This is a genomic window from Phascolarctobacterium succinatutens CAG:287, from assembly GCF_000434895.1.
Lineage (GTDB): Bacteria > Bacillota > Negativicutes > Acidaminococcales > Acidaminococcaceae > Phascolarctobacterium_A > Phascolarctobacterium_A succinatutens_A.
Genome location: NZ_FR892783.1, coordinates 1 through 13,798 on the forward strand (window position 1 = coordinate 1; position 13,798 = coordinate 13,798).

Genomic DNA, 13,798 nt, shown 5'->3' on the forward strand with positions numbered 1-13,798 from the left:
TCAGTGACTTTAGGTAATCTCGTCAGTGACTTTAGGTAATCTCATCAGCGAGCTATTATTACTTTAAGATATTGAATTTTATATTTTAGTTACTATTATTGACTTTTATTATTGACTTTCAAGTTATCCACAGCTTTTCAAAATCGCTCCCTAGTAGTAGTATTAATATATATACTACTACCTTACTTACTCTAAAGTTTATAAGTATATAGCACCTTATTTGTCAGTGACGATTTGTAGTAATTTAAAATCATCGTATTTCGAGCTAAATTAACGCCTTTATAGCAATCGTACTTCTTGATGCTCTAATGCTTTTTTGGTAAAATAATGTTGGAGCAAGTTGGATTTTAAACGTTTCGTAATGCAGGTTTCATAGTGTGAAACGCCTGTAATTTAATTATATCGCATTTTTTTGCTTTATGTCAATTTTTTGGAGGTGTCTGTATTGTCTGACTTATGTGAAATTGGCCGACATTGGAAGCTGATACGTACAGCATATTGTTTAACTTTAAGTGACGTTGCCGATTTATTAAATATAAAAAGTAAAGCTACTATTTTTCGTATTGAAGAAAATAGGAACTCTCTTTCAGTTGAACTTCTTAATAAATTCTCAAGAGTTTTTTCAGTTTCATTTGATTGGTTGTTTGGTGTTTCACAAAATCCATATATTGATTCTTATATTGAAAAGAATGAGAAGGATTTATTATTTATAATTAAAACTCTTTCTCTCAATTCTCTTTCTTGTAAAGTTTTAAACGAAATACCTAACGAATATTGGAATATTACATTGCGAAAAAAGCATTTCTCTTTATCTGTTAGAGCGAATATTGTTTTTTTGCTTTATAGCTTTCTCATTTCTTATCTTGGAAGTTTAAATAATTTAGGATTATTACAAGATGATGTTTTAAAGATTATAAAGAATGATAATTTTTTGGAGTTTGATAAAATTCTCTTGGGTAATTTCTCTGCTAATTTTGCAAGTAATCAGGAGCAGCTTTCCAATCTCTCGCATTTACTTGCATCTAGAGATCAGGATACTCAGCCCTGTTTTAGTCTTCAGTAACGCAAAAAAGCTTTGTAAAGCCAGTTTTTCTGGTCTTACAAAGCCGTTGTGTGATTAAAATTTTAAATTGTCTGTTATGCAATACAGCTAATTTTGCTCTAAAATGCCCTGTATTGCATTTTTTATTGCCTACGCAGGAATACCTAAATCATAGTTTCATGCCCTTAGAAGCGAAATATAGCGTCCTCAGAGGTATGTTTATTTCTTTTTGTATCACGTTTTCTTGTCAAAAGCTGATTTTGGATAAAAATCATGTTTGTTGCGCAGCTATTGCAGTTGCATTTTCTGAAATACAAAAAAGCGGTCTATCTTTCGATAAACCGCTAAGTTTACTGGTGCCGAAGGCCGGACTCGAACCGGCACGAGCGTGAACCCGCTTGATTTTGAGTCAAGTGCGTCTGCCAATTCCGCCACTTCGGCATAAGTTCCAATCACTCGGAACAATAGTAATTATACTCGTTTCTTAAAGCTTTGTCAATAGCCTTATTTAAAAATTCTTATAGGGGGTTACTTGCTAGGAAAATACCTCTTAGAACAGACTATCCATCTGCCCTTCATCGGTCACCTCAACACGCGCCAGACTCAGAAACTCCCCATCATTACCGGCAATATGCTTGCTTTTCAAATAAGAAATATTACTCAGCTTAGACGAAATCAAGTTTAAAACATAGATGTTGTCATAACAATTATAAATCGATTCACCACCAAGTCCGGTAAAGGATATCAGCTGAGTATTATTTTTTGCTGCCATTTCCATTAACGGCGTAAGCAGATGCGCGGCATTAGTCTGAGCAAACGGATTGTCCATCATTAGTACCTTGCCTTCATTGCGGTCTGCATAAACGTCTGCATCATCACGACGCATGTAATACAAAAGGCTCGAAAGAATAACAAATGCTGATAAAAAGCCCTCGCCACCGGAATTACGTGCTACGTCACGCCAGGAAATCTGTATTTCACGTTGCGCCTCAACCTTGAACATCTGCACATGAACATTATTAATACCAACAACGGCATCGAAAAGTTCTTTGGTAGTCAACAGCTTACCAAGCAGTTCAGTGAGGGGTTCACCTTTGCTTAATTTTGCCAATCCTTTTTCCGCTATTGTATCTACTAAATCTGTAATACTACGATGATAAATATTAGCGCTTTCCTCCCAGTCAGGAAGCTGCAATTTGAGCATTTTTACATAATGACCACGAATTTGAATGCTAGAATTGCGATCAATATATCCTAATTGCTTGTGAACTTCCTTAAGATAATCCTCTAACTGAGTAATGATTTGTTCTTTTTCCTGCTTAACTATAGCAATATCAACCTGCAGCTTTTCAGATATTCTGACATAGGACTCTAAAACAGCATTAAGCTGCTTTACAAAGATCTGAGCATCGCTAGTAAGCTCCTGCAACATATCTATGCATTTTTTATAAGAATCCTCTTGAAATGCTTCTACGTTACGCAACCTGATAAGAGCCTGCTCCAGCTTTCGTTTCGCCTCATCTTCCTGCACCTGAGCAGTCTTATATTCTTTTCTCAACGATAACGTATAGCTTGACAGCTCTTCTTGTGAAAAATCCTCCAAATTAAAGCTTTCACACCACTCTACATTTGTCGCTCCTTCACTATATTCAGCCAAGCCAACAATATTCTCCCTAATATTCTGCTCCTGTTCTCCCAAGGATTTTTGCAACTCTTCCTTTAGAGTGCGCTTATACTGAAGCATATTTTTCTCTTCTGAAAAATTTTTCTCAACAACTTCATCCTTAGGCAAAGGCTCAACAGCATGGCATTTTTCTTCCATCTGTCTGAGAATATTATTTTGCTCCCCCTGCACCTGTGTTAATCTTTTTTCAATATCTATACGTGCTTCTCCAAGCTTTTTCTTATCTTGAGTCAACTGCTTCTGCTTTGCATCCAGCTCCTGCATTTTAGCTTCGCTATAACGCTCATTCACCCATTCTTTGCTTTCCAGTCCAAAACGATTTGCTCTATCTTGCAGCTTTTGTTCAACCTTTTTCACCTTTCTTGCGAGATTTGCTCTATTATCCTCAAGAGCTCTTAATTCTCCGGAAAGCTTTTCCTTAATGCTATTTAACCGTGCTTTCAAGGATTCAGTATTCTGCGCAATATCATCAGCAAAATTTTTTGGCTTAGGCACCTGCTTATAGCCTGCATATTGAGCCATTTCATCATCTAAAGCTTTCATGTTACCTGAAAGATCCGCAAGATATTTTATTTGCCACTCAAGCTTATTTTGCAATTTTTCAAGCTTATCGTCCAGGCTTTGCTTTGCATTTTCTGCATTAGCCAAGGTATTATTGCATTCGTATAGTTGCTTATTATCAAGCAGATATTGCTGATATTTTACTGTCAACTGTTGCAATGCCTCCTGATGCAGTTTCAGCTTTTCTATCATCTGGCCTATTTTCGCTAAATCTTGGCTAATATTTTCCTGTGTCAGTAAATTATCAGCTTTTTCTGCCTGGCACTGCTCCTCCCGCTTCTGCAGCTTGACAATTGCCTCCTGCAAAGAAAGCAGCTCATCCTTCAGCCTCTCATAGCTTTCTTTGGTAAGGCTCTGTTCTACCAGCTCGCTATATTTCGCACTGTATAAATCATATTCAGCCTTTCGTTGCTGAAGCTCCTGTTCAATCTTCTGCAGCTTTGCCTTCAATTCAGCCAGCAGACGCTGCAGTTTTTCTTCGTTTAGCAGATTATCGTTAAATAGCATAAAGAAATTCACATCTGCACTTTTAAGGACACCATTATCGACCTTTATCTGTGTAGCTTGCGTTAAGCTTTCGCGTAAAATAATCGGCACCGGGAGTGAAGTATAAATATTTTTTTCAGCCCTTTGCAGGTCTTCTATTTCTTTGCCGGTCATAATCAAAGCATACGGCAGGAACGGATGCTGTTTTACCAGCTCCAGGTTCAATTCCTCACTATTTTTATTGTTTTTCAGCCATTCCATGCCATATACAATATTTATTCCCAAACGCTCCAGCATCTGCACCAGTTCAGTTGACAGCTCCACGGTTTTGCCAGTCTGCAGTTCCTGATACTTTTTCTGTACTGTATCTAATTTATGCAACAGCTTTGTTCTGGCTTCATCCATTTCCAAAAGCTTTTTGGAAAGCTCTTTTTGAATATACTCTTTATCAAAAAGATACTTCTCGTCAAGCTGAAGATATTGCAGTAATGTTTTTCGTTTTGCAAGCTGTTCATCAAGCTGTTTTTTAACCTGAGTACGTTCTACTACGAGCTGCTCTTTACTGCCCCTTTCTTTTGAGCAATTCTGTAAGCTACGCTCCAAGTCACTAAACGCAGTTTTTAGGCCACTTAAATTCTGCTGCTGCTGTTTCTGCCTATCACTAGCTTCCTGCTCATCAGCTACCAGCTTTTCTGCCATAACCTTTAACGCACCGGCATCATATTCGCCCAGCATATTACGCTGCAAACCAGCAGCGCCAGGTTCCCACTTTTTATTATAGCTTTCCTCAGCATCATCATAAGCCTGCACTAAGCCTTGAAGACGTCCCTGCGTAGTATGCAGCTCATTCAATCTGCTGATTAACTCTGATAGTTCCTGTTTAGCTTGTTTTTGTAAGTCAAGACAAGCCTTCTTGTCACTCTCTTCCTGCTGAAAGCGCTCCTGCATCTTTTGCAGCTCTTGCTCAATATATTCTTTCAGCAAATAGCCAATATATTCGCGCTCCGGTTCAAGGTCCTTATTCTTTTTACGGGAAACAGTAACTCTCTGCTCTACCATTTGTAATTCCAACAAATCTTCATTTAAGCGCTCCTGCAATTCCGCACAATCCAGAATATGCCGCCGCCTTTCCCATAATTGTGACTGCTCTTCCAGTTGACTGCTTTGCTGTTCATTATCTTCTTTTAGTACGATTAACGCTTCTTTTTTATCTTCTGCATAATAAAAATTACTGGAAAACTCTTCATGCAGCAAATGCACCAATTGTTTACCTAAAGCATCCAATTCAGCATTGCAAACAGCAATTTCCGTTTCATTTTTAGCAGCGAACCGGTTAAGCTCAGCCAGGCACTCATAAATTTTATTCAGCTTAACAGCGACAGTAGCAGAAGAAGCTTCATACTCTTTGCCAAATGTCAAAATAGGTGTCGCCTCCTGCTGAAATGCAATAAGCTTTTCCTGCTGTTGGATTTTATTAGAGTTTTCGTTATAAGTAGTGATATATTTTTCCAGGATATTGCGGAACTCCTGCATCCTGTTGTTGCCTTTATTCAGCTTATTTTCTACAGCATCGAGGAACCATTTTTCTACCAGGCCCTTCTCATCCTTGCATTCAGCAAACAGCTTAGAAAGACCAGACTCCTCTTCGTTGATTTTCTTAATGATATTCTGCCATTCACGATAATCTATACCATATTCAGTAAGCTTGGCAAAATACTGCCTACTTTGCGCAGAGTTATTCATATCATAACAAAAAAACCTGTTTATTCTTTCCTTTTTAAAATCATCAAACATCTTGTGACAAGCATTAAAGCTTTTAATTCTAAGCTCCTTTTTATCACTCTCAACAACAGGCAGATGATTTATATCCTGCTCGCAGGGCTCGGTATACTCGCTGATAAAATTTATCAGCTCCAGTTCCTCGTCATTATCCATATTCTGGCTCTTATGCACCATCATTCCTGTAAGGCAGTAACCGGCGTCATCCTCCAATAACCATTCCACCATGATAAAAGATGGTTTAGATGTAGTAAAATAGCTGGCAAAACTACGCTCATTAAGATTACGGTAACGCTTTTGTACAAATGGTGCCGTTAAAAGTTGCACCAGTACAGACTTACCACCACCATTCTGCAAGGAAATCAACGTGCTTCTGCCATTAAAGTGCAGTGTTTCATCACTGATATGAATGGAATTATGGTTATAATTTACATTAACCAACCTGATAGCATTAATCTTGCTCATTTTCTTCCGCTCCTAAAATTCTCTGCACCCGCTCAAAATTATTCTTATTCAACAGATTCCAATCCATAAAATGATCAAGTTTGCGAGTTGTCTTAATCATTTCATCCTGCTCAATATAATCTATCAAACCCTGCTCCTGCAGAAAATGTAAAATGCTGAACATAAAACCTTCTTTAGTGGTTTTCTGACGATTTCTTTTTTCATCAGAACGCAAGGACTCATAAGCCTCTCGCATAGCAGTAAAGGCCATGCCATTCTGCGCCTGCTCATCCTCCGAATAACGCGCTGCCCCTTCCTTGAGCTTGTCTGTTACAGAATTCTGCAAATCTCCCAATAGAATAAAATCACGCGTCTTAGAGCTGCTGCCTTGCCCGTCATAAAACTCCAACAACAACACCAGGATAACAAACTGCACCAAATAATAATCCTTGTCGGTAGCATTACTGCGACAAAGCTCTTTTTTCAACTGTCCTTTAGAATAGCCTAAGAAATTATTTTCCTGCCCTGGTATAAGATAGATAACGCCACCATACGCTTCTACATGACTATCAGCAGCATCTGCTTGCGACTTAACTAACGTTTGCACTTCATCCTGTTCAATATATGCTTTGTGTAGCTCCGGTGCTTTTTTCTCTCGTAGCTCGTGATGCTCCAATAAGTAATAAAATATTTTTTGTGACTGCTTAATTATTTCAATCTGATAAGCCATATTTTCACTCCCAAACTGCCTTCAGCATGACATCAGAACAACGGATATTTTTCAAAACACCAGTATTTTCATCAAGCTGCTTCAACAAAACCGGATTATCTTCCGGTAGGCGATGTACTATAAGCTTTTTTACTCTCTGCCATTGCGCACGTTTGTCCAAAATATCCAAAAGCATACTTTGCAGGCGAAAATCCTTCGTCTCTTCCTGAATAAATTCTGCTCGCTCGATGCGCATGCTATCAATGTCAATTTCCTGAACCTTGAGCAGTTCCACCATAATCTCTTTAAATACTGCTATATTTGGTACTAAGCGCTCGCGCTCATCCTGATTAAGCTGCTTTATCAGCTCAGAAAGGCGCAACTGATCTTTGCTAATAGTATACTTCAGAATAACAGTCAAGCTTGCTTCGTACTGCGCTAGCCTTTCCTCCAGCAGTTTTTTTTGCTCCGCCTCCCAAGCTTCAACGTCAAAGCTTTCAGTTGCCTCTTCCTCCCACTCAGTTTCCAACAGCCGTACTCTTTGCAGCTCCAGAAAAAGATTCGGATTAACAGCCTTTTCAGGTTCCTTATTAAATAACGGATGTAGAAATATATCTAAATTCTGCAGGCATTCCGGCTTCGTTAAAAGCTTCTCATAAAAGTCGGCACGTAAATTAAAGCGCTGTACCAGAGACATTTGCGAAACCTTTTCCAGCTCTGCTGTATATAAGGCCTTAAGGTCAAAATGATTATTTAAGATTTTTTGATATTCATCTATTGCACGACCTAAATAATTATCTATTTCACGCAGATTCCGTAGCTTGGCAACATCATCAGGCGGCAAACTATCTAAGCTGATATTCTGCTTCTCTAAATCCTCTACACGTGCCTGCACAACATCGCGATGTCCCTTGAATTTTTTCTTCGACTGGTCGATAGTCTGCAGATTATCATATAACAGCTCACTATATTCGCTGACACTATACTCCAAAGCATTGCGCCTTATCCTCAGCATAGCAGCCTGAATTTTTTGTAGTTGAATACGCATCAGGTTAAAGATATTTTTTACATCATCCAACGCCTTATCATAGCTTTGCTTCTCCAGATGTAGCTTAAATATCATTTCCTGAATCGTCAGCTTCAGGTTGCTTTCAACCTCCAGTGTCCCCAAAAGCAGATTATAGCCATCATCTGTGAGATAATACGAGGTACGGCGCACATCCTGTTCGTCATAGATAATGCGATTGTTGACATAGCTGATGTGCAGTTTCTTCATCTCCTGCTGCTCATAATCATAGCCGCCAAAATACATCGGCCTTCCTTCGTTGGACAGTACCACGTTAACAATGAACTTAGCCAAATCACTGCATTCAGCATAGCTCATGGACTTTTTATAATACTTTTCGTTAAGACTGTCCAAAAAAACAGTAATATTATCAATAGTACAGCTTTCTTCCTTCAGTGACTGCTCCATAATATAAAGCATCACAGAAAAAATAACATTCAGCTGCTCGTCCAGAGTGTTAAAGCCCCGTTCCTTCCAGATATACTTCTGACTGCTATTATCATAAAGCAGAGCATATAAGCCTACGCATTTCATGCGTCTCGTAAAATCCTTCAAAAAATCGTACTGCATAATCAACCTCAAAAATCACTTATCGTCAAAATCTCCTGCGGGATATACAAATCCTGCTGCAAAATACTTTGCATTTGCGATTGCGCATTTACGGGAAAATAACGGAAGAAAGCTCCCTGCAGATTACGGTTCTGGTCTTTTTTCGTCGGCGGCAGCTGCTTGTAATTATCCGCCATCGCCAGCATCGCCAGATACGCAGGAATAAACGGTTTAATCTCCCCCTGCTCTGCAAAGCTTTCTGCCAGCGTTTCATAAATGCCTATGCCTTCGTAATCCAAATCGCCAAAGTACAACAGCTCATTTCCGTCTGCCAGCATGTATGGTTCAGCGCTGGCGTTAAACTCTTGAAAATAGCTGACAACTCTTTTGCCGGCACCGTAAATAACAGTACTTATATTTTCTCCCAAAAGCTGGTTGTTTCCTGCCAGCAGATGCTTTCTCATGCTAAAAAAGGTATCTTTATTTTCTATAATCAACAGCTTTTGCGGTACTGCGCGTGTTGCAGCAAAATAAGCAAAGGGTTCAGCAGTACTGTAACAGTTTAGTTTAGCAAGCTCCAAACCGCAGTGACTCAATATTTTTTTGCCTGTTCCCTGAAGCAAAAACTTTTCCCTTTGCCAGATTTGGAAGCTGCGCTCGTTATAAGAAACCTGCTTCGTAAGTAGAGCAGCACTGTTCTGCAAGAAACTGCTAAGCTGTAAAACATCCTTGCGTTCTTTATTATAGGCTACAAGATTATTCTGATAATATGTTATATTAATTTGCGGAGCCAGGTTAAACAAAAGCTCCTGTTTTAACGCTGAATAATCCTGCTTCTCCTCCAGCTCCCAGTATTCCCGATACAACGATGGCTTCTTGCCGTTTTTCTTCGACGCAAGTACAGGCTTTATCCGCCCACTACCCACAAGCTCCATGATATAAGCATGCTGTTCGCTATATTCAGCATTAATCTTACTGCCTAAAATTTCTTCCAATGTCCTGCGCTTTTTCATTGTGCACCTCAAACAAAAAACTCCTAAAGCAGCTGAATAACTTTAACCAATCTGCCTTAGGAGTATTATACCATATTTTATCTTACTTTAATTTACTTTCCCAACAGCGCCTTCAGCTCCTTAAGCTTAGCAGCAAACCTCTGCAGCGTTACCGTTACAGGCTGCGGCGTATTCAAATCCACGCCGGCGTTCTTCAGGATGTTCAGCGAATAATCGCTGCCGCCCGCATGCAGGAAGCCCAGATATTTTTCCACCGCTCCCGCTTCGCCGCTTAAAATTGCACTGGCGAACGCTGTCGCTGCACTGTAGCCTGTTGCGTACTTGTACACATAAAACGGTGTGTAAAAGTGCGGTATACGTGACCATTCGCTTGCCAATTCCTTGTCCACAGTCAGCGCCGGGCCATAGTAATCCCTGTTGCTCTGCAGCCAGTATTCCTCCAGCTTTTCGGCCTGCAGAGAACGGCCTGCAGTTATTTCGCCGTGAATATATCTTTCGAATTCAGCAAACTGCACCTGTCTGTAAACCGTTGTGCGTACTGCCTCAAGGAACTGGTTCAAAAGATAAATTTTCTGCTCTGCCGTAGCATGCTTCAATGTATGCTCCAACAGCAGGTTTTCGTTCGTCGTGGACGCAACCTCAGCGCAGAAAATCGTATATTCCGAATTAACGTAGCTTTGTGCCTGACTGCTGAAATAGCTGTGCATAGCATGGCCCATTTCGTGCGCAATGGTAGAAATGCTGTTATAGCGCGGCTGATAATTTAGCAGCACAAAGGGATGCACGCCGTACACGCCCCAGGAATATGCGCCAGAGCGCTTACCCTTGTTTTCATATACGTCAATCCAGCCTTCGGTCATGCCTTTATGCAGCGCCGCAAGATATTCCTTGCCTAACGGTGCCAGTGCCTCCTCAACCTTGGTGCAGGCCTCCGGGAAGCTGCAGGCAAAGCTGTCACCTGCGGTAGAAATAGGAATATACATGTCATAGTAATGGAATTCATCTACGCCAAGTACGTCCTTCTTTAATTGGATGTATTCATGCAGCGGTGCAAAATTATCATGCACAGTATCAATAAGTCCGTCGTAGAGACTGGACGGAATATTATCCTCCGCCAGTGCTGCTTCCAGTGTATCCTTGTAGTTATGCACGGTAGCATAGAAATAACCGGTGCGTGCAGAGCCTGTGAGTGTTGCTGCCAGCGTATTGCGGTATTGATGATAGGTATTCATCAGGCCGGTAAAGGAATTTTTACGCAGTACACGGTCAGGAGAGGTCATATTCAGCAGATAGCAGCCTTCGCTGACGCTGGTCTTGTTGCCCTGTCCGTCGGTAATTTCCGGGAACTGCATATCGGCACTCACGAGCGCGCGGAAGGCCGCTGCTGCAGTACCTGTTGCCAAATGGCTTTGCGCAAAAACAGCCTCTTTATCTGCGGACAAAACATGGTCTGATAAACGAACCATATTTTCAATATAAAAACGGTATTCTGCCAATGCAGGCTCTTCGTCCAGCATTTGCAGCAGTTTTTCTTTGCCTAAGGCCAGCATTTCCGGCTCTACAAAGGCGTTAGCGTTACTGAAGGCTGCTGCCATACCTTCGGCCTCGCCTGCGAGCGCCTGCAGCTTCTGGTCCGTATTATCCGCATCCTGCTGCAAGCGTGCGTAAGCGTAAATCTTATCCAGCAGCTTTGCCAACTCTTCCTGCAGCTTTAAGGCTGCACAGACTGCGGCTGCAGTATTCAGTTGGCCCTGCATAGCCTGCAGCTGCGGCAGCTTGCTCTTATATTCTTCGCAGGCCGCCTGCCAATCATTTTCACTGGCATATATATCACTTACCTGCCATTTGCAGGCTGCCGGAATCTGCTCTCTGGCAATATTGTTGCCATGAAGCGGAGTAGTATTTTTTTCTTCTGTCATTATCAATCAGCTCCTTATTAAAGCTGGCAGTACAAGCGCTGCCGTAAAATTTTGTCATAACAGGATATGCAGATATCCTATAACTTCATGTATCAATTGCCTGCGCTGATAAATTGCCCAGGCACTCACCTCTTTATTATAAATAACTACCGCCAGCTTGACAAGCTACGGCACGAAAAAAGAGGCTGCCTTCTCAGCAGCCTCAAATAACTATTGTGATTGACTTTTTCAAATTACCTTAGCAGCATAAAGAGCGCACAGAGTTTTGGCATCATACAGCTCGCCGTCAGCGACCATGCGACGCAGCTCTGCGGGAGTAAAGGCCTGCACGCCGATGAATTCGTCCTCATCGGTATGCTGGGTAAACTTTTGCAGTCCCCAGGCCTTATATAAATGAATAATCTCATCGGAAAATCCCGGCGTAGTCGCAATGCTGATCAGCTTCTCCCAACGCTCTGCGTCATAGCCTGTTTCCTCGCTCAGCTCACGCTTCGCGCATTCCAATGTATCCTCCTCCGGACCATGGTCCAGCTTGCCTGCCGGAATCTCCCACAGCAATGTAGCAAGCGGATAACGGCACTGCTTTACCAGCACCACGCGTCCGTCAGCCAGCACCGGTACAATCGCCACTGCGCCCGGATGACGGATATATTCACGCGTTGTATCATTACCGTTCGGCAGCGTTACGTGGTCGCGCTGCACCTTCAGCAGGCGGCCGCTAAAGACCTCCTCATTGCTTCCCGGTACATATATTTCATCTAAAGCCGCCTCATGAAATTTTTTCAGCATTATCTTACCTCATTTCTCCTGCAGTTGCTTCAAGCTGCTTTTTATCTGCTCCGCACCCTGCAGCAGCTCGGTAGCACTTTCAAAGGCTGCCCTGCTGGCAGGTTCGCCCGCCCTCATGCGCACCACCCCCCTCCGGCGGCCTGCCGTCATGCGCACCAGCTCCTGCAGACGTCCGTTATAATCAAGCGTTGTCAGCTGCGTTACCGTGCGTCCGTCAGCACTTTGCTTCTCAATATGAATATGATTATCCGCAAAGGCAGCAATCTGCGGCAAATGCGTAATACACAGCACCTGACCGACACTGGAAATAGCAGCAATTTTTTCCGCCATCTTCTGCGCCGTAACACCGCCGACACCGGTATCAATCTCGTCGAATACCATCGTAGCAACATCGCCGCTGTTCATCAGCACAGTCTTAACAGCCAATGCAATACGGCTCAGCTCGCCGCCGCTCGCAACCTTTTCCAGGTCATTCAACGGCTCGCCCATATTCGCGCTGAAAATAAATTTCAGCTCATCGCGACCCAGCGGCATAAACTTGTCCAGCTGACCGCACTTTATCTGCAGCACACCGTTAGGCATCGCCAAATCACGGATATGCTGCGTAATGCGCTGCGCCAACGCCTGTGCGCTGGCTTCACGCAGCTGCGTCAGCACTGCGGCAGCACGTCCCAAACGCACAACCGCTTCCGCCACAGCCTTCTGCGCCTGCTCTAAGAGCTTTGCGATCTGCTGCAGCTGTTCCAGCTTTTCCTGTGTCTGCTGCAGATATTCCAGCGCCGACTGCGTACTGCCGCCGTACTTTTTCTGCAGGCGGTAAATAATATCAAGGCGATGCTGCACCTGCGCCGCACGCTCACCGTTAAACTCACTGCCTGCCATATATTCGCTCAGCTCCGTGCGGCAATCGTCCAAGCTGATCCAGGCACTGTCAGCACACTCTGCCAACGGCGCCAGACGGCTGTCGTAGCGTGCCGCATACTGCAGCTGGTCGCGCACTCTTGCCAAACGCGAAAGAATTGCGTCCTCCTCATCAAGCTGCTGATAAGAGCTGTCAACAGCCTTCATAATGCGCTCACTGTTCTGCAGCAGGCGTGCCTCCGCCTCCAGGCCATCTTCCTCGCCAGGCTTCAAGGCAGCGTCCGAAATCTCCTTGATTTCCCAAGCGTAACGGTCCAGCAGCAAATCCTGCTGCTCATTTTCCTGCTCCAGTTTGCTCAAATGCTTGACTGCAGCGGTATATTCGCTGTAAAGCTGCTTATACTCCTGCAGTGCCTGCGCCAGCTTCGGACCGCCAAAAGCATCTGTCAGATGCAGCGGCGCATCCGGCTTCAGCAAAGCCTGGTTTTCATGTTGGCCGTGAATATCAACTAAACGCGCACCGATAGCCTTCAGCACAGCCAAAGGCACCTGCACGCCGTTGATAAAAGCGCGGCTCTTGCCCGCAGCACTTATCTGACGCTTCAGAAATAAATCCTCCTCCGGCTCCAGACCGTGCTCCGCCAGCAGCGCTTTAATCTCCTGCTGACCGCTCACGTCAAAAACAGCCTGCACCCACAGTCCGTCAGTACCGCTGCGCACATAATCGGCAGAAGAGCGCCCGCCAAGCACCATGCCAAAGGCATCTATCAGAATAGATTTACCGGCACCGGTTTCGCCTGTAAAAACATTGAAGCCGGAGGTAAAATCAGCATGCGCGTCCTCTAACAGTGCAAAATTGTGAACATGCAATGATTGCAGCATAATCTCTTGCCTCG

Annotated in this window: 8 protein-coding genes and 1 tRNA gene; 1 reads left to right on the forward strand and 8 read right to left on the reverse strand. The window is 43.1% G+C overall.

From position 1 onward, the window contains the following. The first annotated feature begins 445 nt into the window (after positions 1-445). Positions 446-1,063, forward strand: a complete 618-nt coding sequence (locus BN587_RS04200; protein WP_021719898.1) for a helix-turn-helix domain-containing protein — start codon at positions 446-448, stop codon at positions 1,061-1,063. A gap of 333 nt (positions 1,064-1,396) precedes the next feature. Here the strand turns inward: BN587_RS04200 and BN587_RS04205 are convergent. The 8 genes from BN587_RS04205 to recN all read right to left on the reverse strand — a co-directional run bounded on the left by BN587_RS04205 (position 1,397) and on the right by recN (position 13,784). Continuing rightward, positions 1,397-1,483 (reverse strand) — tRNA-Leu (locus BN587_RS04205). Between the two features lie 109 nt (positions 1,484-1,592). Beyond that, positions 1,593-6,017, reverse strand: a complete 4,425-nt coding sequence (locus BN587_RS04210; protein ID WP_021719899.1) for a hypothetical protein — start codon at positions 6,015-6,017, stop codon at positions 1,593-1,595. Beyond that, complete coding sequence (locus tag BN587_RS04215) at positions 6,004-6,726, reverse strand: DUF6063 family protein (RefSeq protein WP_021719900.1); 723 nt, start codon at positions 6,724-6,726, stop codon at positions 6,004-6,006. Before BN587_RS04215 ends, BN587_RS04210 begins: the two co-directional genes overlap by 14 nt. 4 nt (positions 6,727-6,730) lie before the next feature. Further along, entirely contained in the window at positions 6,731-8,341 is a 1,611-nt protein-coding gene (locus tag BN587_RS04220; protein ID WP_021719901.1) for a hypothetical protein, read from the reverse strand. Positions 8,342-8,349: 8 nt separating this feature from the next. Further along, positions 8,350-9,333 carry a Wadjet anti-phage system protein JetD domain-containing protein gene (locus BN587_RS04225; protein ID WP_021719902.1) on the reverse strand — a complete coding sequence of 328 codons (984 nt, stop codon included), beginning with the start codon at positions 9,331-9,333 and terminating at the stop codon, positions 8,350-8,352. Between the two features lie 92 nt (positions 9,334-9,425). Then, positions 9,426-11,252, reverse strand: coding sequence for an oligoendopeptidase F (pepF, locus tag BN587_RS04230; protein ID WP_021719903.1), 1,827 nt, complete (start codon positions 11,250-11,252; stop codon positions 9,426-9,428). Positions 11,253-11,480: 228 nt separating this feature from the next. Next, positions 11,481-12,041 carry an NUDIX domain-containing protein gene (locus BN587_RS04235; protein WP_021719904.1) on the reverse strand — a complete coding sequence of 187 codons (561 nt, stop codon included), beginning with the start codon at positions 12,039-12,041 and terminating at the stop codon, positions 11,481-11,483. A gap of 9 nt (positions 12,042-12,050) precedes the next feature. After that, a complete protein-coding gene (gene recN, locus BN587_RS04240) occupies positions 12,051-13,784 on the reverse strand; it encodes a DNA repair protein RecN (protein ID WP_021719905.1) in 1,734 nt (577 codons plus the stop codon). Positions 13,785-13,798: the final 14 nt, after the last annotated feature.

What these genes read in the sequence shown, in the direction of transcription:
- recN (WP_021719905.1), bottom strand. Translation starts at nt 13,784, where the DNA reads ATGCTGCAATCATTGCATGTTCACAATTTTGCACTGTTAGAGGACGCG.
- BN587_RS04225 (WP_021719902.1), bottom strand. Translation starts at nt 9,333, where the DNA reads ATGAAAAAGCGCAGGACATTGGAAGAAATTTTAGGCAGTAAGATTAAT.
- BN587_RS04235 (WP_021719904.1), bottom strand. Translation starts at nt 12,041, where the DNA reads ATGCTGAAAAAATTTCATGAGGCGGCTTTAGATGAAATATATGTACCG.
- pepF (WP_021719903.1), bottom strand. Translation starts at nt 11,252, where the DNA reads ATGACAGAAGAAAAAAATACTACTCCGCTTCATGGCAACAATATTGCC.
- BN587_RS04220 (WP_021719901.1), bottom strand. Translation starts at nt 8,341, where the DNA reads ATGCAGTACGATTTTTTGAAGGATTTTACGAGACGCATGAAATGCGTA.
- BN587_RS04210 (WP_021719899.1), bottom strand. Translation starts at nt 6,017, where the DNA reads ATGAGCAAGATTAATGCTATCAGGTTGGTTAATGTAAATTATAACCAT.
- BN587_RS04215 (WP_021719900.1), bottom strand. Translation starts at nt 6,726, where the DNA reads ATGGCTTATCAGATTGAAATAATTAAGCAGTCACAAAAAATATTTTAT.